We start from the raw sequence: 25,530 nt of genomic DNA on the forward strand, positions 1-25,530 counted from the left end.
GATCACAGGCGGCCCCACAGGTCGTATTCGCTGGCCTCATCCACCGTCACCGACACGATATCGCCGGGCGACAGGGCTTCAAACCCCTGATCGATGAACAGGTTGCCGTCGATTTCGGGCGCATCGGCCTTTGTGCGGCAGGTGGCGCCATCTTCATCGATGCTGTCGACGATGACCTCCAGCCGGGTGCCGACCTTGGCCTCCAGCTTGGCCGCGCTGATGGCCTGGGCCTTTTCCATGAACCGCTCAAACCGTTCCTGCTTCACGTCGGCGGGGACATGGTCGGGCAGGTCGTTGGCCCGCGCGCCGGCGACGTTCTCGTACTGGAAGGCCCCCACGCGGTCCAGCTGCGCCTCGTCCAGCCAGTCCAGCAGGGTCTGGAACTCGGCATCGGTCTCGCCCGGGTAGCCGACGATGAAGGTCGAGCGCAGGGTGATCTCGGGGCAGATGGCACGCCAGGCGGCGATCTCATCCAGGGTCTTTGCGCCCGCGGCGGGGCGGGCCATGCGCTTCAGGACGTCCGGATGGGCGTGCTGGAAGGGGATGTCCATGTAAGGCAGAATCAATCCATCTGCCATCAGCGGGATCAGGTCGCGCACATGCGGATAGGGATAGACGTAGTGCAGCCGCACCCAGGCCCCAAGCGACCCCAGATCGCGGGCCAGATCGGTGATATGGGCGCGATGCCCGCGCTCGGTGTCATGCCTGCGGTCAAGGCCATAGGCGCTGGTGTCCTGGCTGATGACCAGCAGTTCCTTGACCCCCGCCTCGACCAGCTTCTCGGCCTCGCGCACCACGGCATGGGCGGGGCGGCTGACAAGGCGGCCGCGCATGTCGGGGATGATGCAGAACTTGCATTTGTGGTTACAGCCTTCCGAGATCTTCAGATAGCTGTAGTGGCGCGGCGTCAGGCTGACTCCGCTGGCGGGCAGCAGGTCGATGAAGGGATCGGGCTGCGGCGGCACGGCCTTGTGGACGGCATCCAAGACCAGTTCGTATTGATGCGGCCCCGTTACGGCCAGCACCTTGGGATGGGCGCCGGTGATGTATTCGGGCTCGGCCCCCAGACAGCCGGTGACGATCACGCGACCGTTTTCGGTCAGCGCCTCGCCGATGGCATCCAGGCTTTCGGCCTTGGCGCTGTCCAGAAAGCCGCAGGTGTTCACGATGACCGCATCCGCGCCCTGGTAATCGGCACTGATGGCGTAACCCTCGGCCCGCAGGCGGGTCAGGATGCGTTCGCTGTCGACCAGCGCCTTGGGGCAGCCGAGGCTGACCATGCCGATGGTCGGCTGTCCGTCGCGCCTGTCATTGGGAATGCGGGCACGGGCAAGGTCGGGGCGAAGATCGGGCGGATTTGTCTGCATCGGCAGCGTATAGGCGATTCGAGGTCGCGGGAAAAGACGTCCCGTGCGTCGCGCCGCCTGCAACTTTCCGGCCCTTGGCGCGTGTCTTGGGGCATCACCTCAGCCGATCAGGGGACCGACCGATGCCATGCGACCTTTCCCGCCCCAGCCTTCTTGCCGCCGCGTTGCTGGCCTTGACCGCCGCCCCCGCCCTGGCCGAGCGGATCACCAGCCGCGATGATTTCGTGCGCACCGTCGATCAGCGTCGCCTGACGACACTGGGGGTGGCGCTGGTCGTCACCCCCGACGGGCGCATCGGTGGCAGCGCCTTCGGTTCGGATGTCACCGGCGACTGGACGTGGGACAAGGGCTGGTTCTGCCGGACGCTGGCCTGGGGCAGCCGCAGCTGGCCGCGCAACTGCCAGCTGGTCGAGCGGACGGGCGACGGGTTGCGCTTCACCTCGGACAAGGGGGCGGGCGACACGGCCACGCTGCGCATCAGATAGGCGCTTCGCCGGAACGTGATTTCCCTTGGCCCCCGCGCCGCGCAAGATAGGCGCATGAAGATCGCACCCGCCCTGATTGCCCTGACGACCCTGCTGATGCCGATGGCCGCCCATGCCGAGATCAAGCATCGGGGGCAGTTCATCGATGTGGTCAACGACCGTGGCGGCAACGTGCTGCAGATGGTCCAGACCCGCCAGCAGCTGGATGCCAGCGGCAAGACCATCCGCATCCGCGGCTATTGCCGGTCGGCCTGCACCATGCTGACGACGCTGCCGCGCGCCTGCCTTGGGCCGGGTGCCACGATCGGCTTTCACGCGCCCCGCATCCAGGGCACGCAGATCATTCCGCCCTATGTCGATCAGATCATGGGGAATTTCTATCGCAACGGCATCCGCGAACGGTGGTTCGCTGGCTGGAACCGGTCGATGGAAATGCAGAAGATCAGCGCGCAGGACTATGTCCGGCTGGATCCGCAGGCGCGCATCTGCGACAGCCTGCGGAATAAGTGACGGGCGTCATTCGCGCAGACGCCAGCCCGTGGCGAAGATCCAGCGGATGACGGCCAGGCAGACGACCACCATCGCCGCCACCGCGATCAGCGAGGCCCCCACCGGCACGTCGGCCAGCCCGAAGAAGGCCCAACGGAACCCCGAGATCAGGTAGAGAACCGGGTTCAGCTTGGCCACGGCCCCCCAGAAGGGCGGCAGCATGCTGGCCGAGTAGAAGGCCCCGCCCAAAAAGACCAGCGGCATGATGACCATCATCGGCACGATCTGCAGCTGCTCGAAGCTTTTTGCCCACAGCCCGATGATGAAGCCCAGCAGGCTGAAGCCCACCGCGCTGAGCAGCAGGAAGGCGATCATCCAGAACGGGTGCAGGATGTGGACGCCCACGAAGGCGAAGCTGGTCAGCAGGATCACCAGCGCGATCAGGATGGCCTTGGTTGCGGCGGCGCCCACGAAGCCCAAAGTGACCTCGATCCAGCCCACGGGCGAGACCAGGTATTCATAGATCGTGCCGCTGAACTTCGGGAAATAGATGCCGAAGCTGGCGTTGCTGACGGCCTGCTGAAGCACCGTCAGCATCATCAGGCCGGGCACGATGAAGGCGCCGTAGGGGACGCCCTCGACCGATTGGATGCGCCCGCCGATGGCCGCGCCGAAGACCACGAAATAGAGGACCGTCGAGACCACCGGCGATGCCAGCGACTGCCAGATGGTGCGGAAGAAGCGGGTCATCTCGTGGTGATAGATGGACCAGACGCCGTGCCAGTTGACCATGTTCATGCCGCATTCTCCGATTCGTCGACCAGCGAGATGAAGACCTCTTCCAGGCTGGATTGTCGCGTGGACACGTCGCGCACGGTGATGTCGCGCGCCGCCAGTTCCCCCAGCAGCCGGGCGATGCCGGTGCGTTCGGCCCGTGTGTCATAGTCGAAGGCCAGTTGGCGGCCATCCTCGGACAGGGTCAGGTTCGGGTCGGCCATGTCGGCGGGGATGCCGGACAGGGGGGCGTCCAGCTCGATGGTCAGGGTCTTGCGGCCGAACTCGCCCATTAGCTGGGCGGTCGGCTTGACCAGCAGCAGCTGACCCTTGGCGATGACGCCGACGCGGTCGGCCATCTCCTCGGCCTCTTCCAGGTAGTGGGTGGTCAGGATGATGGTCACGCCCTCGCGGCGCAGATCGCCCACCACCTCCCACATCTCGCGCCGCAGGGCGACGTCGACGCCGGCGGTCGGTTCGTCAAGGAACAGCACCTTGGGATTGTGCGACAGCGCCTTGGCGATCAGCACGCGGCGCTTCATCCCGCCCGAGAGCTCACGCGTGGCCGCGTCCCGCTTGTCCCAGAGCGACAGCGCCCGCAGGATGCGTTCCAGATAGGCGTCGTCGGGGGGCATGCCGTAAAGGCGGCGGGTGAAACGGACGCAGTTTATGACCTTCTCGAAAGGCTCCAGCGCGATTTCCTGCGGCACCAGGCCGATCATCTTGCGGGCGGCGCGCCAATCCTTGCGGATGTCATGGCCGCCGACACGGACGGTGCCGCCGGTCGGAACGACCAGCCCGCAGATGATCGAGATCAGCGTCGTCTTGCCCGCGCCGTTCGGCCCCAGAAGGGCGATGATCTCGCCCTCCTTGATGGACAGGGACACGTCGTCCAGCGCCTTGGTGCCACTGTCATATTGCTTCGACAGATGGTCGATTTCTATGATCGCGCTCATGCGCCATTCTCCAATTTTGTGCAGACGGGTCGCATGGGCCCGCGCCGCAGATAGGCATTCGGGGGCCGTTTTGCCAGAGCGGCCGGGGAACGAGGTAGTCCAAGGGGCGCTTCCGGACCGACGGGCGGCTTGCAGGCGGGCCGCAGCGCGTCCACTGTCGGGGCCTGTCAGGCAAGGATCGCGCAGATGTTTCCCATCAGGGACCACAACCCCTCATCGGTTCGGCCGATCGTCACCTGGACCCTGATCGCGATCAACATCGCGATGTATCTGCTGACCCTGCCCGTCATGCCCGGCGGGCGGCTCATCTGGGTCTATCTGGCGCTCTACCCGGTCGCGGTCGTCCACCTGGAGCTGGTCTATGGGCTGTTGACACATATGTTCCTGCATGCGGGCTTCATGCATCTGGCGGGCAACATGCTGTTCCTGTGGATCTTCGGCGACAACCTTGAAGAACAGATGGGCCGCCTGCGGTTCATGGGGTTCTATCTGCTGGCGGGGCTGGCGGCGGCGTTCGCGCAGATCCTGGCGGCGCCGATGTCGGATGTGCCGATGGTCGGAGCCTCGGGGGCGATTGCCGGGGTGCTGGGGGGATACCTGCTGATGTTTCCGCGGGCGCGGGTCGACATCCTTGTGATCTTCGTGATCTTCTTCAAGGTCTTCACGCTGCCCGCATGGGTGATGCTGGGGCTGTGGTTCGCCATGCAGATCCTGTGCGGCTTCACCGTGGACGGCGCGGGCGGGGGCGTCGCCTATTGGGCGCATGCGGGGGGCTTTGTGGCGGGCGTGGTGCTGACGCTGCCGCTGTTCATCCGGCGCGGCGGTTCGGCCTTCTGGGCGCGGACCCATGGCCAGCCGCCCCATCCGCAGGCGCATTACACTCGCATCCCCCGCGTCACGCGCCGCTGAGCAGATGCGCCCGACGCCCCCCATCGAGGGGGCCGTCAGCCGCCAGAGCCTGACGGCTCTGATCCCTTCACCTGCATGCGGCCCAAGCTCATGTGGCGCTTGCGACCGAAACCTGGCTGGCGCTGGACGTCGAAGCCCGCCTGCGTCAGCGCACGCCGCACATGGCCCGCCGCGGTATAGGTGGCGAAGCTGCCGCCCGAGGCCGTGTGCCGCCCGACCTGCGCCATGATTGCATCATCCCACATCTGCGGGTTCTTGGCAGGCGAGAAGCCGTCCAGAAACCACGCATCGGCGCGGCCCGACCACGCCGGCAGGGTTTCGGCCACATCGCCCAAGATGACTCGGACCGTCACCTGCCCGACCGTGAATTCCGGCTGCCCCCATCCTGCACGCAGCTGCGCGGCAAGATCTGCCAGTTCAGGAAAGGCGGAGTGGGCCTGTTTCAGCTGGGCCGCGCCCATCGGATAGGCCTCGAAGCTGGTCATGCGGATGGGCTGCGTCGCGATCTGGGCCAGCGCCAGCAGGTTCAGCCCCGTGCCGAAGCCGAGTTCGGCCACATGGAAGCCCGGCACCAGCCGCGCGGGCAGGTCGTTGCCCGACAGAAAGACGTGGCGCGTTTCGGCAAGCCCCCCTGCCAAACTGAAATAGGGGTCGTCGAACCGGGTCGAGACGGGGATGCCGCCGTCCTTCCAGTCCAGCTGCGGGTCGCCTTCGGGCGTCTGGTGGTCTAGGTCGTTCATGAAGGCAGCTTTCGGGAAAGGGCAGCGATTTGGCAAGGGACAGCGTGATTGAGGTGGCCGGGGCAGGCATCTTCGGCCTTGCCGTCGCATGGGAGATGACGCGCCGGGGCGCAAGCGTCCGGGTTCACGAACGCGACCGGGTGGGTGCCGGCCCGTCCGGCGGGCAGATCGGGGCATTGGCCCCCCATGCGCCCGACGGCTGGAACGCCAAGAAGGCGATGCAGCTGGACAGCCTGCTGGCCGCCCCCGGTTTCTGGGCCGAGGTCGAGGATGTCTCGGGGCTGCCGACGGGCTATGGCCGCACGGGCCGCCTGCAGCCCGTGCCCGATCAGACGACCGCCGACCGCCTGCAGGACCGCATCAGGGGGGCACAGCAGAACTGGCCTGCCGATCTGGGGATGTTCCTGACGCAAGCCCCCGATGCCGAGATCATCCCCGACAGCCCCAGTGGCCTCTGGCTGATGGACCGCATGACCGCCCGCATCCACCCCCGCGCCGCGCTGACAGCCCTTGCCGCCGCCATCACCGCGCGGGGCGGAGAGATTTTGACGGGCCAGCCTGCGCCCGAGGATGCGCCTCAGATGGTCTGGGCCACCGGCACCGCGGGGCTGCACGATCTGAACGAGGCGCTTCGGCGCAAGATCGGCCAAGGCGTCAAGGGCCAGTCCGCCAGCCTTGATCACGCAGCCCCCGACAGCCCGCAGGTCTTTGACAACGGCATCTATGTGACGCCGCATTTCGACGGGACGGTGGCGGTGGGGTCGACCTCCGAGAACAGTTTCGACCACGACGGCACCGATCACCAGATCGACGATCTTCTGATCCGCGCCCGTGCAATGTGCCCCGTGCTGGCCGATGCGCCGATGCTGGAACGATGGGCGGGCATCCGCCCCCGCGCCCGCAGCCGTGCGCCCGTCCTTGCCCCCTGGCCCGACCGCCCCGGCCATCTGATCGTGAACGGCGGCTTCAAGATCGGCTTCGGCATGGCCCCCGTCATCGCCCGCATGGCAGCCGACGTGGTGCTGGACGGGCGGACCGACCTGCCCGATCTGGTCGCCCTGCCCTGAGCCTTGCGCCCCCATCTCCGCCACGCCACACTGCCCGAAACACCCGGAGCCGCGCATGACCACCCAGCTTGATCACGCCTTCATTGCCATCGATGCCGCCAATGCCCAGGACCCCAAGCTGGAAGACGGCACCCCCGCCAACCTGCTTTACGGTCAGCGCATGACGGCGGAACAGCAGCGCCTGTTCCCCAATGCCGACGATGTGCTGCGCATCGCCTGTCGCGGCCAGCATATCGAACGCTGGACCCTGCCGCGCAGCAGCTATCCGATGGGGCGGCCCGGATACCTGAAATGGCGTCAGGAACAGGGGCGGCGCCATGCCGAACGCATCGCGGGGATCATGGCCGATGCGGGCTACGGCGAGGATGACATCGACCGTGCCCGCAAGATGCTGACCAAGCAGGGCATCAAGCGCGACCCGCAGGTGCAGGCACTGGAGGACGTGATCTGCTTTACCTTCATTCGCTGGTATCTGGGCGACTTCATGGCCGAGCAGCCCGATGAGAAGATGCCCCGCATCATCGAGAAGACCGCCCGAAAGATGTCCGCCGAGGCGCGCGCCCGCGCCTTGCGGGAATTCCAGATGCCCCCGGCCTTCGCCGATCTGTTCCGCCAGGCGGATGCGGCACGGACCCTGTCGCGCACTGTCATCGTCTCCCACGGCCAGCCCGGCGACCCCGCCCCCCAACAGCAGGCGATCGAGGATCTGGCGGCCGCCGTCGCCCCCCATCTGCCCGGCCTGCAGGTGATGGGCGCGACCCTTGCCATGCCCGAGGCGCTGGCCAAGACCGCCACCAGCGATTGCGTCATCTATCCGATGTTCATGGCCGAGGGCTGGTTCACCGGAATCGAGCTGCCCCGCCGCCTGACCGCCGCCGGTGCCCCCGGTGCCCATATCATGCGCCCTTTCGGCACCGATCCCGGCCTGCCCGCGCTGATCGTCGAAAAGGTGGCGCAGGCTGCGACGGCGCAGGGTTGGGACCTTGCCGAGACGACGCTGCTGCTGTCGGCGCATGGGTCGCAACGCTCTCAGGCCAGCTTTGACATCACCAATGCGCTGGCCAATACGCTGGCCCCGCATTTCGCCCGCGTGGTGACAGGCTTCGTCGAACAGGAGCCCTTCATCGCCGATGCCGCCCGTGGCCTGGACCGTGCCGTCAGCCTGCCGCTGTTCGCGCTGCGGGCCGAGCATGTGACCCAAGACCTGCCGCAGGCGCTGGATCAGGCGGGCTTCGACGGTCCGCGGCTGGATCCCATCGGGTTGTCACCGGAAACGCCCGCGATGATCGCGCAATCCATCGCCAAGGAAATTTCAAGCTTGAAATAAAAACGGACCCATGCCAGCCTTCCCCAAGTGGGAGGCATCCGATGAAGATCCTGTGTCTGGGCGGCGGGCCTGCGGGCCTGTACTTCGCGATCTCGATGAAGCTGCGCGACCCGTCGCATGATGTGACGGTGTTGGAACGCAACCGCGCCAATGATACCTTCGGGTGGGGCGTTGTCCTGTCGGATGATGCGCTGGCCCGGATGGAAAGGAACGACCCGCCATCCACCAAGGCGATCCGCGACAACTTCATCTATTGGGACGACATCGCCGTCATCCGCGACGGACAGCGCGACGTCTCTGGCGGCCACGGCTTTGCGGGCATCGGACGCAAGATGCTGCTGACCCTGCTGCAGGACCGGGCACGAGAGCTGGGCGTCACCATGCAGTTCCAAACCGAGTTCGGCCCCGCCGAAAGCTATCGCCGCGATTACGACCTGGTGGTGGCCGCCGACGGGCTGAACAGCCGGGTGCGGGCGGAATATGTTCAGACCTTCCGCCCCAACATCGACATGCGCCTGTGCAAGTTCATTTGGCTGGGCACGCATCAGAAATTCGACGACGCCTTCACCTTCATCTTCGAGAAGACGCCGCATGGCTGGATGTGGGCGCATGTCTATTCCTTCGACGCGGACACCGCGACCTTCATCGTCGAATGCAGCCAGGACACATGGGACGGCTTCGGTTTCGAAGCCATGACCAAGGAAGACATCGTCGAGACCTGCCGCGCGGTCTTTGCCGACCATCTGGGCGGTCACAAGCTGATGTCGAATGCCGAACATCTGCGCGGCTCGGCGGTGTGGATGAACTTTCCCCGTGTCATCTGCGACCGCTGGTATCATGAAAACGTGGTGCTGATGGGGGATGCGGCGGCGACGGGGCATTTCTCGATCGGGTCGGGGACGCGGCTGGCCCTGGACAGCGCCATCGCGCTGGCCGATTACCTGCACAGCGAAGCGACCTTGGAAGCCGCCTTCCAACGCTATCAGGACGAACGCCGGGTCGAGGTGCTGCGCCTGCAATCCGCCGCCCGCAACAGCCTGGAATGGTTCGAGGAGGTCGAGCGCTACTTCGACCTGCACTCGATCCAGTTCACCTATTCCCTGCTGACCCGCAGCCAGCGCATCAGCCACGAAAACCTGCGCCTGCGCGACCCTGATTGGGTCCGCCGGGCCGAGGATTGGTTTCAGCAGCAGGCCGGTGGCCAGCCCGGCCGCGCGCCGATCTTCGCCCCCTTCCGCCTGCGCGACATGGAACTGAAGAACCGCATCGTCGTGTCCCCCATGGCGCAATACAAGGCGCAGGACGGCTACCCGACCGACTGGCACCTGGTCCATTACGGCGAACGCGCCAAGGGCGGCGCGGGGCTGGTCTATACCGAGATGACCTGCATCAGCGCCGATGGCCGCATCACGCCGGGCTGTCCCGGCCTCTATGCACCCGAACATCAGGCGGCCTGGACCCGCATCGTCGATTTCGTGCACCGCGAAACCGAGGCGAAGATCTGCTGTCAGATCGGTCACGCCGGTCGCAAGGGCAGCACGCGCATCGGGTGGGAAGGCATGGACAAGCCTTTGGACAGCGGCAACTGGCCGCTGATCTCGGCCTCGGCACTGCCTTGGTCCGACGGCAATGCCACACCGCGCGAAATGACGCAGCATGACATGGACGTCGTGCGCGGACAGTTCGTGGGTGCGACCCATATGGCCGATGCGGCGGGCTTCGACATGATCGAACTGCACGCGGCCCATGGCTATCTGGTCAGCAGCTTCCTGTCCCCGGTGTCGAACCGGCGCAGCGACGACTATGGCGGCAGCCTGGAAAACCGCCTGCGCTGGCCCTTGCAGGTGCTGACCGCGATGCGCGCCGCATGGCCGCAGGACAAGCCGCTGGCGGTGCGCATCTCGGCCACGGATTGGACCGATGACGGCATCACCCCGGAGGAGGCCGTGGCCATCGCCCGCGCCTTCCATGACGCGGGGGCCGATATCATCGACGTGTCGGCAGGGCAGACCACGCCGGACGCGAAGCCCGTCTATGGCCGGATGTTCCAGACGCCGTTTTCCGACCGCATCCGCAACCAGGCGGGCATCGCCACCATGGCCGTCGGCAATATCACCGAGGCCGATCAGGCGAACTCGATCCTGATGGCGGGGCGGGCCGATCTGGTCTGCCTGGCGCGCCCGCATCTGGCTGATCCCTATTGGACGCTGCATGCGGCGACGGCGCTTGGCGACACGGGCACCGCATGGCCCCTGCCCTATCTGGCAGGCGCAGACCAGGCCCGCCGCCTTGCCCAGAAACAATCCGAGGAGATCCGCGCATGAGCACCGTCCTGATCACCGGCGGCGGCAGCGGCACGGGCGCCGACATGGCCCGCGCCTTCGCCGAACGCGGCCATGACGTCGTCATCACCGGCCGCGACCGGGCGAAACTGGACCGGGTCGCGGGGGGCCGCATCCGCGCCGTCGCGGGCGATGTCAGCGACCCCGACCAGGTGGCCGAGGTCTTTGCCGCCGCCGGTCCCTGCCAGATCGTCATCGCCAATGCGGGCATCGCCGAGGCCGCGCCCTTCGGCAAGGTCAGCATGGATCACTGGAACCGGATCATCGCGGTCAACCTGACGGGCGTCTTCCTGACCTTTCAGCAGGGTCTGGCGCAGATGGGTCCGGGCGGGCGGCTGATTGCCATCTGTTCCATCGCGGGACTGCGCGGGGCCGCCTATGCCGCGCCCTATGCCGCCAGCAAGCATGGGGTGATGGGGCTGGTGCGGTCCCTGGCCCAAGAGGTCGCCAAGAAAGACATCACCGTCAACGCCGTCTGCCCCGGATATCTGGACACCGAGATGACGCAGCGCAGCATCGAGAACGTCATGGCCAAGACCGGGCGCGACCGCGCGGCGGCCATCGCGGGCATCGCGGGACGCAACCCGCAGGGCAAGCTGATCCCGCCCTCCGACGTGACCGCGGCGGCCTTGTGGCTGGCGCTGGAGGGATCGGGCGCGATGAACGGCCAGGCCATCACCATCGACGGCGGCGAAGGCCCATGAGCGATCTGTCCAAGCAGCGCCTGAAGACCTGGATCCGCATGCTGGCGGTCACGCGCGGGGCGGAAAACCGGCTGCGCGATTACCTGCGGCGCGAACATGCCACGACCCTGCCGCGTTTCGACGTGATGGCGGCACTGTGGCGCTGCCGCGACGGGGTCACGATGTCGGAACTGTCGCGGATGCTGCTGGTCTCGAACGGGAACGCGACGGCGGTGGTCGACCGGCTGGAGGCCGACGGCATGGCCCGACGCGAGGCCGAGGATGGCGACCGCCGCCGAATCCGCGTCCGCCTGACCCCCGAGGGCCTGGCAGCCTTTGAAACCATGGCCAAGGGCCACGAGGCCGAGGTCGATGCCATTCTGGCCAATCTGGATCAGGCCGATCTGGACAGCATGCGCGCGATCCTGTCCCGCGCCGGAGGAACCCCATGACCCCCGTGACGATGGCCGACCGCAGCCCGCGGCATTTCCTGTGGCAGGTGACCGACCGCATCGGCGTGATCCGCCTGAACCGCCCCGAGCGGAAGAACCCGCTGACCTTCGACAGCTATGCCGAACTGGCTGCCCATTTCCGCGACCTGGCCCATGCAGACGACGTGGACGTCGTGGTGATCGCCAGCAATGGTGGCAATTTCTGTTCGGGCGGCGATGTGCACGAGATCATCGGCCCGCTGGTCGGCATGGAGATGCCGCAGCTGTTGGCCTTTACCCGCATGACCGGCGAGTTGGTCAAGGCGATGATCCATTGCAACAAGCCCGTCATCGCCGCCGTCGAGGGGATCTGCGTGGGCGCAGGTGCCATCATGGCGATGGCATCGGACCTGCGGCTGGCCGCGCCCTCGGCCAAGGCGGCCTTCCTGTTCACCAAGGTCGGGCTGGCCGGCTGCGACATGGGCGCCTGCGCGATGCTGCCCCGCATCGTGGGCCAGGGGCGGGCGGCGGAACTGCTCTATACCGGCCGCGTCCTGCGCGCCGAGGAAGGCGAACGTTGGGGGTTCTGGAACAGCCTGCACGATGATGTGGAAAGCGCGGCGATGGGCTTGGCGCGGCAGATCGCCCTCGGGCCGGTCTGGGCGCATGGCATCACCAAGACCCAGCTGAACCAGGAATGGAACATGGGTCTGGACCAGGCGATCGAAGCCGAGGCGCAGGCACAGGCCATCTGCATGAAGACCCGCGATTTCGAGCGCGCCTATCACGCCTTCGTCGCCAAGGAGACGCCGGTGTTCGAAGGAAACTGACAGCCCGGGGGCGCTTCGCCCCCCGGACCCCCGAGGGTATTTGGGACAACAGAGAAGATGGATCGCAGCTTTCTGGACTGGCCGTTTTTCGAGGATCGCCACCGTGTGCTGGCGGCAGAGCTTGAGGCATGGTGCAACGCGCATCTGCCCGTCGATCACGACGACGTGGATGCCGCCTGTCGCGGGTTGGTCGCGGAATTGGGGCGGGGCGGCTGGCTGCGCCATTCGGGTGGTGACGCACTGGACATCCGGGCGCTGTGCATCATCCGCGAGACCTTGGCGCGTCATGACGGGCTGGCGGATTTCGCCTTTGCCATGCAGGGGCTGGGCATGGGGGCCGTTACGCTGTTTGGTAATGGCAGGCAACGGGCGTGGCTGGACCGGACGCGGGCGGGTGACGCCATTTCGGCATTTGCGCTGACCGAACCGGGATCGGGGTCGGACGTGGCGCGGACCGCCACCACGGCGCGGCGCGAGGGCGATGGCTGGGTGTTGGAGGGCGAGAAGACCTATATCTCGAACGGGGGGATCGCGGATCTTTACGTCATCATCGCGCGGACCGGCGAAGGCGATGGGGCGCGCGGATTGTCGGCCTTTCTGCTGCCCGCCGACACGCCGGGGCTGGAGGTCGTCAGCCGGATCGAGGTGATGGCGCCTCATCCGCTGGCGCATCTGCGTTTGACGCAGGTTCGGCTGCCCGGCGATGCGATGATCGGCCAGGCGGGACAAGGGTTCCGCATCGCCATGACCGTTCTGGACCATTTCCGTCCGACCGTCGGCGCCGCCGCCTTGGGCTTTGCCCGCCGTGCGCTGGACGAATCGCTGGCCCGCGTCCGCGAACGCCAACTGTTCGGTGCGCCGATGTCGGATCTGCAGATGGTCCAAGGGCATCTGGCCGATATGGCGCTGAAGATCGATGCCGCCGCCCTGCTGGTCTATCGCGCCGCATGGGCCAAGGATCAGGGTGCAGCCCGCATCACGCGCGAAGCCGCCATGGCCAAGCTTTATGCGACCGAGGCCGCCCAGCAGGTCATCGATCAGGCCGTGCAGCTGTTCGGCGGCGACGGCGTGCGGGTCGGCATGCCGGTCGAGAGCCTCTATCGCGAAATCCGTGCCTTGCGCATCTATGAAGGGGCCAGCGACGTGCAGAAGCTGATCATCGCCCGCAGCGTGTTGGAGGCTCCATGATCTATTCCCGCACCATCGCCATCGAGTTCTGCCACTGCGATCCGGCGGGCATCGTCTTCTACCCCCGCTATGCGGAAATGGTGAACCACATGGTCGAGAACTTCTTTCTTGAGGTGGTCGGCCATGGCTTCGGCCCGATGATGGCGGCGGGACAGGGCATGCCGACGGTCAGCCTGCAGATGGATTTCAAGAAGCCCTCCCGCCTTGGGGACCGCATCCGGTGGGATCTGCAGGTCGTCCATCTGGGCACCAGCAGTGCCCGTTTCCTGATCCGCGCCGAAGACCGGCTGGAGGCGCGCAGCACCGTCGTCTGGATGGCGCGCGATTTCACCCCGTCGCCCTGGCCCGGTGAATTCCGCACCACGCTGGAGACCTATCATGCATGAACCGCTGCATCCCGCGCATTGGAAGCGCGCCGTCGGATATGCCAATGGCATCATGGCCCGCGGGCGGACGATCTATACCGGCGGGCTGGTGGGTTGGGATGCCGATCAGCAGTTCCGAACCGATGATTTTGCGGGCCAAGTCCGGCAGGTGCTTGAAAACATCGTCGCGGTTTTGGCCGAAGGCGGCGCGGGGCCCGAACACCTGGTGCGCCTGACCTGGTACGTCACCGACAAGCATGAATACCTGGGCGCCCTGCGCGAGGTCGGCGCCGCCTATCGCGACGTCATCGGCCGCCACTATCCGGCCATGGCGCTGGTCCAGGTCGTGGCCCTGGTCGAGGATCGCGCCAAGGTCGAGATCGAGGCCACCGCCGTCATTCCGGACTGAAACCTGGGGGATCACCATGCCAGCATTGGGACCAAGCGGACATCAGGACAGCTTCACGCGCGACCACCTGCCGCCCGCCGCGGCCTGGCCCGTGATCGACCTGTCGGGATACGATTATCCCGACTGGCTGAACGTCGGGGCCGAACTGACCGACCGCATGGTCGAACGCGGCTTTGGCGACCGGATCGCACTGGTCGGTAACGGGCGGGCGCGCACCTACAAGGAGCTGTCGGACTGGACCAACCGCCTGGCCCATGCGCTGGTCGGCGACTACGGCGTCAGGCCCGGCAACCGCGTGCTGATCCGGTCGGCCAACAACCCCGCGATGGTCGCCTGTTGGCTGGCCGCGACCAAGGCGGGCGCGGTGGTGGTGAACACCATGCCCATGCTGCGCGCCAAGGAGTTGGGCCAGATCGTCGACAAGGCGCAGGTGGAATTCGCACTGTGCGACACCCGCCTGATGGAGGAGCTGGTCACGACCGCCAAGGCCTCATCCGTGCTGAACACGGTGATCGGCTTCGACGGCACTGCCAATCACGACGCCGAACTGGACCGTGCGGCCCTGACCAAGCCGGTGCGTTTCGACGCCGTCCGCACGGGCCGCGACGACGTGGCGCTGCTGGGCATGACCTCGGGGTCGACGGGCGAACCCAAGGCCACCATGCATTTCCACCGCGACCTGCTGATCATCGCCGATGGTTACGCGCGCGAGGTTCTGGGCGTCACCCCCGACGACATCTTCGTGGGCAGCCCGCCCCTGGCCTTCACCTTCGGCCTGGGCGGTCTGGCGGTGTTTCCGCTGCGCTTCGGGGCCAGCGCGGTGCTGCTGGAAAACGCCTCGCCGCCGAACATGGTCCAGATCATCCAGGATCACCGCGCCACCATCTGCTTCACCGCGCCGACCGCCTATCGGGTCATGCTGCGGGCAATGGATCAGGGGGCCGATCTGTCCAGCCTGCGCGTCGCCGTCAGCGCGGGCGAGACCCTGCCTGCCCCCGTCTGGCAGGATTGGCACGACCGCACCGGCAAGCCCATGCTGGACGGCATCGGCGCGACCGAGATGCTGCACATCTTCCTGACCAACCGCCTGGACGACAGCCATCCCGGCTGCACGGGCCGCCCCGTCCAAGGCTATCGCGCCCGCATCATCGGCGATGACGGCGCCGAGGTTCCGCGGGGCGAGATGGGCCGCCTGGCCGTCATCGGCCCGACCGGCTGTCGATACCTGGACGACCCGCGGCAGGGCGACTATGTGCTGGACGGCTGGAACCTGACGGGCGACACCTTCTGGCAGGATGACGACGGGCGCTTTCATTTCGCCGCGCGCTGCGACGACATCATCGTCTCGGCGGGCTACAACATCGCCGGTCCCGATGTCGAAGCGGCGCTGCTGTCCCACCCCGACGTGTCCGAATGTGCGGTGATCGGCATTCCCGACCCCGATCGCGGCCAGATCGTGCAGGCCCACGTGGTGCTGAGCCAAGGCGTCGCCGCCGATCAGGCCACGGTCGAACGGTTGCAGCGCCACGTCAAGGACAGCATCGCCCCCTTCAAATACCCGCGCAGCGTGGTTTTCTGCGACGCGCTGCCCAAGACCCAGACCGGCAAGATCCAACGATTCAGGCTGAAGCAATGACCTATGATCCCGCGTCCGACGGCGCACGCATGTCCTTTGACGGGCGCATGTCCTATGGAGACTATCTGGGGTTGGACGACATCCTCTCTGCCCAGCATCCGCGTTCGGACGCCCATGACGAGATGCTGTTCATCATCCAGCACCAGACCAGCGAGCTTTGGATGAAGCTGGCCCTGCATGAAATGTCCGCCGCCCGTGCCAGCATCGCTGCGGGCGACCTGCGTCCCGCCTTCAAGATGCTGTCGCGCGTGTCGCGGATCATGGAACAGCTGAACAGCGCGTGGGACGTGCTGCGCACCATGACGCCCAGTGAATACACCGAATTCCGCCCCTCGCTGGTGGAAAGCAGCGGCTTTCAGTCCTTCCAGTACCGGATGATCGAATTCGTGGCCGGGAACCGCAACATGGCGATGATCGGCCCGCATGAACACCGCCCCGAACTGGCGCAGGCGCTGCGCGCCGAGGCCGCGCAACCCTCGCTTTACGATCACGTGCTGGACCGGCTGCGCGCGGCGGGCTTCGACGTCGCCGCACGCAGCGAACTGGACCGCCCCCATCAGCCCGACCCCGCCGCCCGCGCCGCATGGGCGCAGGTCTATCGCGACCCGGGCCGCTACTGGGAGCTTTACGAGCTGGCCGAGAAACTGGTCGATTTCGAGGATTACTTCCGCCGCTGGCGTTTCAACCATGTCACCACGGTCGAACGGGTCATCGGCTTCAAGCGCGGATCGGGGGGCACATCGGGCGTCAGCTATCTGCGGCGGATGCTGGACGTGGTGCTTTATCCCGACCTGTGGGAATTGCGGACCGAGCTTTAGTCCCGCCCGTAATAGGCATAGCTGCCCACCACCGAAAACCCCAGGGCCTCATAGGTCGCCTGCGCCACCGCGTTGGCGCGGCTGACCGCCAACCCGATGCGGGTCGCGCCCTGTTCCGCGGCCCAGAAGGCCGCCTGCCGCATCATCCAGCCGGCAAGGCCCTTGCGGCGGAAGGGGGGCAGAACCTCGACCCCGTGGACCATGGCCACCGACCCATGCGCCGCCACGAAGGCGCTGCCCGCCGCGCGGTCCTGGATGCGGCCCAAGATGGCGGCCTTGGGCTGGGCCACGCGGTCCATGACCGCCTGCCGCGCCGGATTGATATTGCCCGCCCCCCAGATCTGCCGCTGGATCGCCATGGGCGGCCAGAGCGCGAAAGTGGTGACAGGTGGCAGCGCACGGTCGGTCAGGGATGCCATGGGGGCGGACATGACCAGGGTCGGGATCTCGATTGCGAAACCACGGGCGGTCAGTTCGTCGATCAGGTCGCGGTCGTCGTCCCAGGCGCGGAACAGCGGGCGCTGACCCCATGCGGCATGCTGGGTGCAGGCGGCGTCCAGATCGCCGGGCGTCCAGGGGCCATCGGCCATCCCCGAACTGACGCGCCCTCCGGCCCCAAGCCCCCGCCCTACGACGAACCCACCGCAGCGGGTTGTTTCGGTGGCTGGCCAGGTGGCCTCGAAGGCGCGGGCCAGATCGGCGTCGGGCCGTGCCATTACAGCGACAGCCGCGCTTTCAGGGCCTCCATGCCCGCCTCGACGCGGGCCTGATCCAGACCACGTACAACCAGGTTCGTGCCCCAGCCCGTGTCGTCGCGGAAGGGATAGGACCCAAGCGACAGATCGGCGAAATCGGCGGCGACGGCCTTCAGATCCTCGGCCACGTCGCTTTCGCCGCGGCGCACCTCGATCGTCAGGGATTGCACGGGGCGGCCGCCGGGCAGGTTCGGGACCAGCCATGCGACCATGCCGCGGAACACCTCCGGCACGCCGGCCATCACATGGGTGCAGCCGATCGAAAAGCCCGGCGCTCCCGAGACCGAATTGTCGATCAAAGTCGCGCCCACCGGGATGCGGGCCATGCGCAGGCGGTTCTCCGTCAGTTCGGTCCCCATGCGGTCGCAGCGTTCTTGCAGGATGGCGCGGGCCTTGGGGTGGATCTCGACCGTGGTGCCATGGGCGTCGGCGACGGCATCGGCGGTGATGTCGTCATGCGTCGGCCCGATCCCCCCCGAGGTGAACAGCAGGTCGTATTTCCCGCCAAGCGAGCGGTCGTATTCCCGGATCGCCGCGACGATGCTGTCGTGATCGTCGGAGACGACGCGGATCTCACGCAGGTCGAAGCCGGTCGCCGTCAGAACCTGCGCCAGGTGGTGGGCGTTGCCTTCGCGGGTGCGCCCCGACAGGATCTCATCCCCGATGACCAGGATCGCGGCGGTAGGATTGTCCGACTGCATCTGCACTGCCCCTTGGCTTGACATGGTGTTCATCCTTCTATGCCCGTGGGAAGGGCTGGAACAAGTGGCCTCGGGCATCTATCTAGCAGGAATGAAGAAAGGATCAGCGATGGACGACAGCCGCATCACCAAGGAAGGTATCCGCATCCACATGCCCGGCGATTCCGCAGGCATGCACAAGGCGGGTGCGCTTGCCGCGCAGATCCTAGACGAGGTCGGGCCGCTGGTCGAACCCGGCGTCACCACGGGGGCGCTGGACGATTTCATCCGCAACCGGATCACCGAACTGGGCGCCACATCCGCCACCATCGGCTATCGCGGGTACCAGCACGCCAGCTGCATCAGCGTGAACCACGTCGTCTGCCACGGCATTCCGGGCGACAAGGTGCTGAAGGAAGGCGACATCGCCAATATCGACGTGACGGTGATCGTGGACGGCTGGTTCGGCGACACCAGCCGGATGTATGTCGCGGGCAAGGCGCCCCTGAAGGCGCAGCGCCTGCTGAAGGTTACCCATGACGCGCTGATGAGGGGGATCGAGGTAGTGCGCCCCGGCGCCACCTTCGGCGAAATCGGCGCGGCCATCCAGGCCTATGCCGAAGGTCAGCGCATGTCGGTCGTGCGCGACTTCTGCGGCCATGGAATCGGCAAGGTCTTCCATGCGCCGCCGAACGTGCTGCACTTCGGACGCGCCGGCAAGGGCCCGGTGCTGGAAGAGGGCATGTTCTTCACCATCGAACCGATGATCAACCTCGGCCGACCCGAAACCAAGGTCTTGGCCGACGACTGGACCGCCGTGACGCGCGACAAGTCGCTGTCCGCGCAGTTCGAACATTCGATCGGCGTGACAGCCGACGGGTTCGAGATTTTCACCCCCTCGGACAAGTTCTTCCCCGACCTCGGCTGAGGGCCGACCGGCCCACATGCGCGACATCGGGGGGTCCGGGGGGCTGGCCCCCCGGCCCGTCGCGGGACGCAATCGGGCGCGGCGCTCAGGCCCGACCCGCCGCCGCCGACAGGACCGAGGGGTCGATCCCCTGCGCCCGCAGCGCCCGCTGCCATTTGTCGTCATTCGCCTGATCGAAGATCAGGTCCTCGGCGCTGTCTCCTGTCAGCCAGCCGTTGGCCAGCATCTCGGATTCCAGCTGCCCCGGGCCCCAACCCGCATAACCCAAGGCCAGAACCGCAGGCTCAGGCCCCTGCCCCTGCGCCAGATCCTCCAGGATGTCGCGGGTCGTGGTCATCGCCAGCGCCCGACCGATCCGCATGCGCCCCTCGGGGTCCTGCCCGTGTTCGGCCACCTTGTGCAGCACGAAGCCGCGCCCCGGTTCGACCGGGCCGCCAAAGCGGATCTGCACCGGACGCGCGGTTTCCTCGACCTCGATGCCCAGCTGTTCCAGCAGTTCGCCGAAGTCGATCTCGGGCAGTGGGTGGTTCAGCACCAGCCCCATCGCGCCATCGTCGGAATGGGCGCAGACCAGAACCACCGATCTCTCGAAGCGCTGATCGGTCATGCCGGGCATGGCGATCAGGATCTTGCCGGTCAGGTTCGCGGTCTCCGTTTCGGTCGGGGGCGTCATGTCGGGGGTGTTGCTCATCTGTGCTCCTTTGCCTTCCAAGATCGGGACTGGGACGCGATCTTGCAAGGTTCACGCGCATTTGTGACTTCCCTGCCCGGTCCCCGACCCGCTAGGTCTTGGGCATGACACGCATCCCCCCGATCGCCGCCCTTGCCCTGATCGCCGCCAACCTGACCGCCGCCATCCCGGCCTTTGCCCAAGATGCGCTGACGGCAACGCCGTGGCGGTCGCAGGCCACCGAGGCACCGCAGTTGCCGCCCGGCCTGGTATCGGCACGCCTGCTGCCCGGATGGACCGACGACAAGGGCGACCGCGTCATGGCACTGGAGCTGCGCCTGCAACCCGGATGGAAGACCTATTGGCGCACGCCCGGCGACAGCGGCCTGCCGCCGCATTTCGACTGGCAGGGGTCGCGCAACCTTGCGGATGTGACGTTCCACTGGCCGACCCCGCAGGCCATCCGCTCGGGCGATCAGCTGGACCTGGGCTATCACGATCGGCTGGTCCTGCCCTTCACCGCCCATGCAGCCACCGCGGGCCAGCCCATCGAGATCAAGACCCGGATCGAGATCGGCTTGTGCGAATCCATCTGCGTTCCCGCGCAACTCGATCTGGCCGCCCCTCCTGCGGGGACCGATCACGACCCCGGCATCAAGGCGGCGCTGCAATTGCAATCGCAGCCGCTGCCGGATCGCCCCGCCTGTCGCGTCACCGAACTGGACGACGGCATGCGCCTCAGCGTCGATCTGGCCGTTCCCGACACCGGCATGGCCGCGATGGAACTGCCGGGCCATCCGCAGGTCTGGATCTCATCGGCCCAAATCGACACGGCCAATCGCGCGACGGTGGAAATGGTTGCCCCATCGGGCCAGCCTTTCAATGTGGATACCGAGGATCTGCGCGTCACCATGATCGTGTCACCGGAAACCGACCCCAAGGGGTTCGAGACCCGCGGCTGCGATCCGCGCGACTAGGTCGCGCGACGCATCATCGCCGCCGCCCCTGCCATGGCCGCCCCCAGCAGCAGCAGGTAAAGCGCCAACGCCCCGCCCAGTCCCGCGACGGGCCACCATGCGGGCAGCGGCCATCCCGCCACGCGCGCCGCCACCACCGGCAGCAGGCTGACCCCGAAGGCCAGCGCGGCACCCGCCGCCCCAACCCGCATCGCGCGCCGCACGCGGGGGGCGCGCGTCATGGACAGCCCGCGCCGGAACCCGCGGATCGCCCCGCCGATATCGGCCCCGATGGCCAGCACCGCCGGCACGACCAGCAGGACCAGCACCATCCCGAAGGCCAGCCCATAGGCCAGCGTCACCACCGTCGGCTTCAGGAACAAAGCCTGCGACGAGCGTTCATAGAGCAGCGGCGCCAGCCCCAGAACCGTCGTCGCCGTCGTCAGCAGCACGGGGCGGAAGCGGTCGGCCACCGCATCCATGATGGCCGGACGCAGCCCGCGGTCGGCGGCATATTCGTCGATGGTGGAAATCAGCACGATGGAATCGTTGATGATGATCCCCGACATGCCGATCAGCCCGACGATCGAGAACATGCTCAGCGGCAACTGCCATGCGTCATGCCCCCAGACCGCGCCGATCAGCCCGAAAGGAATGACCGACATCACCACCATCGGCCGCGACCAGCTGGAGAAGATCCATGCCAGCACCATGTAGATCCCCGCCAGCGCCAGCGCAAAGCCGGTCAGCGCGTCGGTCAGGAACTCGTTCTCCTGCTCGGAGAGGCCTGTCAGATCATAGGTGACGCCGAATTCCGCCGCGATGTCGGGCAGCAGGACCTGCTGCAATTCCTGGGTGATCTGCGCCGCCCGCGCCGGATCATCCCCCGAGATGTCCCCCGTGACCGAGATCATCCTTTCGCCGTTTTCCCGCCGCACCACGGAAAACCCGGCCTCGGATGTGACGGTCACGATGTCCGACAAGGGCACCCATTGCCCGGATGAGGTCCGCATCAGCATGCTGTCCAGAAAATCGCCGCGGCGTTCCTCCTCGGGCAGCTCGACGGTGATGGCGCCGGTGCGGGTGCCGACGGGGAAGGTCGCGGCCTCGATCCCGCCAAGGCGCTGGCGCAATTCGCGCGCCAACCCTTGGGTGGTAAAGCCAAGCGCCTCGCCCTGCGGGGTCAGGTTCAGTGCCAGTTCGTCCTTGTCGTAATCCATGCTGTCTTCCAGCGCGGAAACCTCGGGGAATTGCGACAGGCGTTGCTTCAGCGCTTCGGAGGCGGCCTTCAGCCCCGTCGCATCGGCCCCGGTCATGCGGACCGAGATGGCATCGCCCCCCGGCCCCGACCGTGATCCGCGAAAGCTGAACGTCTCCAGCCGCGGATCGGTGGGCATGGCCTCTTGCAGGGCCTGGACGAATTCGAAGCTGGAATAGGGGCGGAAGTCGGGGTCGATCAGCTCCAGCTGGACGGCACCCAGCAGATCCTCGTCCTTGGTTTCGGCACCCGGCAGGGGGCGGCCCGCATTGCCGCCGACCATGGTCATCACATGGGTGACGGGATTGATGCCGTATTCGTCTCGATACTCCCCCGCGACCCGTTCGACCGCCGCCTGCACCAGACCCATGACCCGCAGCGTATCGTCGCGGTCCGACCCCGGCAGCATGGCGAAATTGCCCGCGACGCTGCCCTGTTCGGGCGCATCGAAGAACCGCCACGGCACCTTGCCCGACATCAGCGAGGCCGCCGACCACGACAGCCCCACCACCACCATCGCTAGGACCGGATAGCGCCATCCCAGCACGAAGCGCGTCAGCGGCCGCATGACGCCCGCGACAAAGCGGTCCAGCCAGCGGTTCATGACCTTGGAGGGCCGGTCGTACCAGCGATCCTTGGCGGTATGGGCCAGCGCATGGGCCATGTGGTTGGGCAGGATCAGGAAGCATTCCACCAACGATGCGATCAGCACCATGATCACCGTCAGCGGAATATCCCCGACCAGCCGCCCGAAACGCCCGCCGATCATCACCAGCCCCGCGAAGGCGATGACGGTGGTCAGGGTCGAGGACACCACGGGCGCGGCCATGCGGATGGCGGCGCGCTCGGCCGCGACCTGCGGGGGTTCGCCTAGCTTGCGGGCACGGTAATCGGCGTGTTCGCCCACCACGATCGCATCGTCGACGATGATCCCCAATGTCAGGATCAGCGCGAAGAGCGAGATCATGTTGATCGTCATCCCCGCCGCATACATCAGCGCCACAGCCGCCAGCAGCGAGGCGGGGATCCCCGCCGCCACCCAGATGGCGGTGCGTGCATTCAGGAACAAAAACAGCAGCCCCAGCACCAGCGCCAGCCCCAATGCGGCATTGTCCAGCAGCAGGTCCAGACGGGCCGAGATCAGCTCGGCCCGCGCGCGCACCAGCTGGATGTCGACGCCCTGCGGCAGGGTCGGCATCAACTGGGCGACGGCATCCTCGACCTGGCGCTGCATGCCGATGGCGTCGCCCGTGGCGCTGCGCTGGACGGCGATGGTCACGGCGGGATTGCCGTCGACGAAATAGGCCATGTCGCGGTCGATGCCTGTATCGGTCACATCCGCCACATCCCCCACGGTCAGCTGCGTCCCATCGGGCAGCGCCTTCAAGACCAGTGCCGCCACCGCCGAAGGGTCGCGGGTTTCGGACCCCGTGCGCACCCGCGCCGTGCCGGATGCGATATCGCCTGCGGGGGTGGCTGCGGCGGCGGCCCCGATGACGGTCGCGACCTCCTCCATCGTCAGGTCGTGGCGGATCAGATCGGCCATGCGCAATTCGACCAGCGTTTCGGGCGCCGACAGCCCCGCGGTGGAAATCCGCGTCACCCCGCGCGCGTAAAGCCTGTTGGACAGGTCGTCCGCGATGCGCCCCAGTTGCGCCAGACCGACGGGACCCGAGATGACCACATCGGCCACGGAATCGCGCCATGCACGGCGGGTGATCTCGGGGTCCTCGGCGCCTTCGGGCAGATCGCCGGCGGCGCTGATGGCGGTTTCCACCTCGGCCGAGGCGCGGGACATGTCCCATCCCGGCTCGAACTCCAACCGCAGGCGGGCCGAGCCCTGGGTCGCCTGGCTTTCGGTCAGTTCGACCCCCTCGACACCCATCAGCGCGGGTTCCAGGACGCCCACCACGGAGCGGTCGACGTCATCCGCCCCCGCCCCGTCCCAACGGACGTTCACGTCGATCTGCTGGACCACCGTGTCGGGAAAGAACTGCGCCCGCAGGCGCGGCGCGGAATAAAGCCCCGCGACCACCATGACCGCCAGCACCAGGTTCGCCAGCGTCTTGTGGCGGACGAACAGCGACAGGATGCCGCGCGACCTAGCCACGGCCACGATCCCCGGCACGCTGCGCCTGTCGGTCGGGCGCGGGTTCCTCGGGGGCTTCGGCGTCGCGGATGCGGATGCCGGTGCCCAGCTGCGGCGCGCGTTCGGCCACGATCCGGCCACCGGCCAGTTCGGGGGGCACGCGGATGATCACATCGTCGCCCTGACGCCGCAGGATCGTCACGGGGATCGCCTGCAGCCGGTCGTCATCGCCTGCCACCAGCACGGCACCATCGGCACCCACCGCCGTGGCGGGGATCAGGGCGGCATCCTCGACCATGGGTTCGGTGATGGTGGTGCGGACGAAATCGCCCGGACGCAGCGCCCCGCCGTCACCCGTCACGCGCGCAAAGACGATCCGACCGGCGCTGCCCTCGGCGACCGAGGCCGCCGCGCGGTCCAGTTGCGCCCGTGCTGTCAGCTGACCCGCGCTGCCGTCCAGCAGCACCGTCACCGGATGGGCGCCCAGCTGGCCATCCGCGCCGACAAGCCGCGCGAACTGGTCCAGCGACAGCGGGATCTGCACCTCCAGCGCGTCGGGATCGATGATGGTGGCGATCTGTTCGTTCAAGCTGACCAGCCCGCCCTGCACCACCGTCACATCGGTGACGCGCCCGTCGAAATCGGCGCGCAGCTCCGTGTCGGCAAGGTCGCGGCGGGCCTCGGACAGCGCGATCTCGGACCGGCGGAGGGCGTTCTCGGCGGCGGTGACGGCGCTTTCGGCATCGGCCAGCGTGGCGCGGCGGCTGATGACGGACTGTTCCGCCGTCGAGGCCGCCAGTTCGGCCGTTTCGCGATCAAGGCTGGTGCCAAGCCCGCGTCCCGACAGCTCCTGCTGGCGGGTGACGGCGGCTTCGCGCAGTTCGGCCTGGCGTTCGGCGGCGGCCAGGTCCTGCCCTGCGATCAGGACGGCACGGCGGGCGTCCTCCAGCTGGCCCTGGGCGTCGTCGCGCTCGGCCTGGCTGCTGTCCAGCGCCGCCTGCGCCGAGGACGGATCGATCCGCGCCAGAAGCTGACCCGCCGCGACGGTGCCGCCCTCTTGCAGGGCGTCGGCCAGTTCGACCACCCGCCCCGAGGCCCCGGCCCGCAGCTGCAGTTCGCGCCGCGACTGGATGCTGCCATAGACCTGCAGCTGCGGCTGGACCTGCCCCGGCGCGACCGTCAGCAACCGCGCGACATAGACCTGTTCCGACGGCCCCCGCCCGGGGCGCGCATCCGCGTCATCCGTCCGGCTGGCCTGCCACAGCAGAAACCCCGCCAGGAACAGCAGGGCCAAAGTCAGGAAGGTCAGGAACAGCCCCATCAGGCCGCGGGTCATGAATCGCATGCGTCAAAGGTCCATATGTCGGACGGTCCGGAT

Annotated in this window: 25 protein-coding genes; 16 read left to right on the forward strand and 9 right to left on the reverse strand. The window is 67.2% G+C overall.

Annotated elements, in window-relative coordinates; all coding sequences use genetic code 11:
* Window positions 1–2: 2 nt before the first annotated feature.
* Window positions 3–1,367 (reverse strand): 30S ribosomal protein S12 methylthiotransferase RimO, encoded by a 1,365-nt coding sequence (gene rimO / locus DDE75_RS01260; RefSeq protein WP_108500570.1) that lies wholly within the window; start codon window positions 1,365–1,367, stop codon window positions 3–5.
* A 122-nt stretch (window positions 1,368–1,489) separates the two neighbouring features.
* Here rimO and DDE75_RS01265 point away from each other — a divergent pair, with 122 nt between their 5' ends.
* Both DDE75_RS01265 and DDE75_RS01270 read left to right on the forward strand, forming a co-directional pair.
* Window positions 1,490–1,852: a dihydrodipicolinate reductase gene (locus DDE75_RS01265; protein WP_108500571.1), complete on the forward strand. Its 363-nt coding sequence runs from the start codon at window positions 1,490–1,492 to the stop codon at window positions 1,850–1,852.
* A 54-nt stretch (window positions 1,853–1,906) separates the two neighbouring features.
* Complete coding sequence (locus tag DDE75_RS01270; protein WP_108500572.1) at window positions 1,907–2,362, forward strand: hypothetical protein; 456 nt, start codon at window positions 1,907–1,909, stop codon at window positions 2,360–2,362.
* Window positions 2,363–2,368: 6 nt separating this feature from the next.
* On the opposite strand, the gene DDE75_RS01275 is transcribed toward DDE75_RS01270, so the two are convergent.
* Together DDE75_RS01275 and DDE75_RS01280 are read right to left on the reverse strand one after the other, a co-directional pair.
* Window positions 2,369–3,139 (reverse strand): ABC transporter permease, encoded by a 771-nt coding sequence (locus DDE75_RS01275; RefSeq protein WP_170310906.1) that lies wholly within the window; start codon window positions 3,137–3,139, stop codon window positions 2,369–2,371.
* A complete protein-coding gene (locus tag DDE75_RS01280) occupies window positions 3,136–4,071 on the reverse strand; it encodes an ABC transporter ATP-binding protein (RefSeq protein WP_108500573.1) in 936 nt (311 codons plus the stop codon). Before DDE75_RS01280 ends, DDE75_RS01275 begins: the two co-directional genes overlap by 4 nt.
* Before the next feature lie 186 nt (window positions 4,072–4,257).
* On the opposite strand from DDE75_RS01280, the gene DDE75_RS01285 reads away from it, so the two are divergent.
* On the forward strand, window positions 4,258–4,980 hold the full coding sequence (locus DDE75_RS01285; RefSeq protein WP_108500574.1) for a rhomboid family intramembrane serine protease: 723 nt from the start codon (window positions 4,258–4,260) through the stop codon (window positions 4,978–4,980).
* A gap of 35 nt (window positions 4,981–5,015) precedes the next feature.
* On the opposite strand, the gene mnmC2 is transcribed toward DDE75_RS01285, so the two are convergent.
* Window positions 5,016–5,720: a tRNA (5-methylaminomethyl-2-thiouridine)(34)-methyltransferase MnmC2 gene (mnmC2, locus tag DDE75_RS01290; RefSeq protein ID WP_108500575.1), complete on the reverse strand. Its 705-nt coding sequence runs from the start codon at window positions 5,718–5,720 to the stop codon at window positions 5,016–5,018.
* A 44-nt stretch (window positions 5,721–5,764) separates the two neighbouring features.
* Between mnmC2 and DDE75_RS01295 the strand changes: the two genes are divergently transcribed.
* The 11 genes from DDE75_RS01295 to kynA are packed head-to-tail and all read left to right on the forward strand — an operon-like array spanning window position 5,765 to window position 16,816.
* Window positions 5,765–6,787, forward strand: coding sequence for an NAD(P)/FAD-dependent oxidoreductase (locus DDE75_RS01295; protein ID WP_272482558.1), 1,023 nt, complete (start codon window positions 5,765–5,767; stop codon window positions 6,785–6,787).
* A 55-nt stretch (window positions 6,788–6,842) separates the two neighbouring features.
* A complete protein-coding gene (locus DDE75_RS17800) occupies window positions 6,843–8,114 on the forward strand; it encodes a DUF4202 family protein (protein ID WP_335672027.1) in 1,272 nt (423 codons plus the stop codon).
* 41 nt (window positions 8,115–8,155) lie between these two features.
* Entirely contained in the window at window positions 8,156–10,438 is a 2,283-nt protein-coding gene (locus DDE75_RS01310; protein WP_108500576.1) for a bifunctional salicylyl-CoA 5-hydroxylase/oxidoreductase, read from the forward strand.
* Window positions 10,435–11,160 carry an SDR family NAD(P)-dependent oxidoreductase gene (locus DDE75_RS01315; protein WP_108500577.1) on the forward strand — a complete coding sequence of 242 codons (726 nt, stop codon included), beginning with the start codon at window positions 10,435–10,437 and terminating at the stop codon, window positions 11,158–11,160. The genes DDE75_RS01310 and DDE75_RS01315 overlap by 4 nt, the downstream gene beginning before the upstream one ends.
* Window positions 11,157–11,591, forward strand: coding sequence for a MarR family winged helix-turn-helix transcriptional regulator (locus DDE75_RS01320; protein WP_072296537.1), 435 nt, complete (start codon window positions 11,157–11,159; stop codon window positions 11,589–11,591). Before DDE75_RS01315 ends, DDE75_RS01320 begins: the two co-directional genes overlap by 4 nt.
* The gene (locus tag DDE75_RS01325) at window positions 11,588–12,400 is read left to right on the forward strand and encodes an enoyl-CoA hydratase family protein (protein ID WP_245894576.1); all 813 of its coding nucleotides are present in this window, start codon (window positions 11,588–11,590) and stop codon (window positions 12,398–12,400) included. Before DDE75_RS01320 ends, DDE75_RS01325 begins: the two co-directional genes overlap by 4 nt.
* A gap of 57 nt (window positions 12,401–12,457) precedes the next feature.
* Complete coding sequence (locus DDE75_RS01330) at window positions 12,458–13,588, forward strand: acyl-CoA dehydrogenase family protein (RefSeq protein ID WP_108500578.1); 1,131 nt, start codon at window positions 12,458–12,460, stop codon at window positions 13,586–13,588.
* Complete coding sequence (locus DDE75_RS01335) at window positions 13,585–13,974, forward strand: acyl-CoA thioesterase (RefSeq protein WP_108500579.1); 390 nt, start codon at window positions 13,585–13,587, stop codon at window positions 13,972–13,974. The genes DDE75_RS01330 and DDE75_RS01335 overlap by 4 nt, the downstream gene beginning before the upstream one ends.
* Window positions 13,967–14,362: a RidA family protein gene (locus DDE75_RS01340; RefSeq protein WP_108500580.1), complete on the forward strand. Its 396-nt coding sequence runs from the start codon at window positions 13,967–13,969 to the stop codon at window positions 14,360–14,362. The genes DDE75_RS01335 and DDE75_RS01340 overlap by 8 nt, the downstream gene beginning before the upstream one ends.
* A gap of 16 nt (window positions 14,363–14,378) precedes the next feature.
* A complete protein-coding gene (locus DDE75_RS01345; RefSeq protein ID WP_108500581.1) occupies window positions 14,379–15,998 on the forward strand; it encodes an AMP-binding protein in 1,620 nt (539 codons plus the stop codon).
* Window positions 15,995–16,816 carry a tryptophan 2,3-dioxygenase gene (gene kynA / locus DDE75_RS01350; protein WP_108500582.1) on the forward strand — a complete coding sequence of 274 codons (822 nt, stop codon included), beginning with the start codon at window positions 15,995–15,997 and terminating at the stop codon, window positions 16,814–16,816. Before DDE75_RS01345 ends, kynA begins: the two co-directional genes overlap by 4 nt.
* Here kynA and DDE75_RS01355 read toward each other — a convergent pair.
* On the reverse strand, window positions 16,813–17,532 hold the full coding sequence (locus tag DDE75_RS01355) for a GNAT family N-acetyltransferase (RefSeq protein ID WP_108500583.1): 720 nt from the start codon (window positions 17,530–17,532) through the stop codon (window positions 16,813–16,815). The genes kynA and DDE75_RS01355 overlap by 4 nt on opposite strands.
* Window positions 17,532–18,272, reverse strand: coding sequence for a competence/damage-inducible protein A (locus DDE75_RS01360; protein WP_108500584.1), 741 nt, complete (start codon window positions 18,270–18,272; stop codon window positions 17,532–17,534). Before DDE75_RS01360 ends, DDE75_RS01355 begins: the two co-directional genes overlap by 1 nt.
* 109 nt (window positions 18,273–18,381) lie before the next feature.
* On the opposite strand from DDE75_RS01360, the gene map reads away from it, so the two are divergent.
* Complete coding sequence (gene map / locus DDE75_RS01365) at window positions 18,382–19,179, forward strand: type I methionyl aminopeptidase (protein WP_108500585.1); 798 nt, start codon at window positions 18,382–18,384, stop codon at window positions 19,177–19,179.
* 85 nt (window positions 19,180–19,264) lie between these two features.
* On the opposite strand, the gene DDE75_RS01370 is transcribed toward map, so the two are convergent.
* Window positions 19,265–19,870, reverse strand: a complete 606-nt coding sequence (locus DDE75_RS01370; RefSeq protein WP_245894577.1) for a YqgE/AlgH family protein — start codon at window positions 19,868–19,870, stop codon at window positions 19,265–19,267.
* A 104-nt stretch (window positions 19,871–19,974) separates the two neighbouring features.
* On the opposite strand from DDE75_RS01370, the gene DDE75_RS01375 reads away from it, so the two are divergent.
* Window positions 19,975–20,826 (forward strand): protein-disulfide reductase DsbD domain-containing protein, encoded by an 852-nt coding sequence (locus DDE75_RS01375; RefSeq protein WP_108500586.1) that lies wholly within the window; start codon window positions 19,975–19,977, stop codon window positions 20,824–20,826.
* On the opposite strand, the gene DDE75_RS01380 is transcribed toward DDE75_RS01375, so the two are convergent.
* Complete coding sequence (locus tag DDE75_RS01380) at window positions 20,823–24,173, reverse strand: efflux RND transporter permease subunit (RefSeq protein WP_108500881.1); 3,351 nt, start codon at window positions 24,171–24,173, stop codon at window positions 20,823–20,825. The two genes, DDE75_RS01375 and DDE75_RS01380, sit on opposite strands and share 4 nt — an antisense overlap.
* Window positions 24,166–25,488 carry an efflux RND transporter periplasmic adaptor subunit gene (locus DDE75_RS01385; protein ID WP_162798867.1) on the reverse strand — a complete coding sequence of 441 codons (1,323 nt, stop codon included), beginning with the start codon at window positions 25,486–25,488 and terminating at the stop codon, window positions 24,166–24,168. The genes DDE75_RS01380 and DDE75_RS01385 overlap by 8 nt, the downstream gene beginning before the upstream one ends.
* Window positions 25,489–25,530 lie beyond the last annotated feature (42 nt).

It is taken from the genome of Paracoccus indicus, assembly GCF_003056335.1.
Classification (GTDB): Bacteria; Pseudomonadota; Alphaproteobacteria; order Rhodobacterales; family Rhodobacteraceae; genus Paracoccus; species Paracoccus indicus.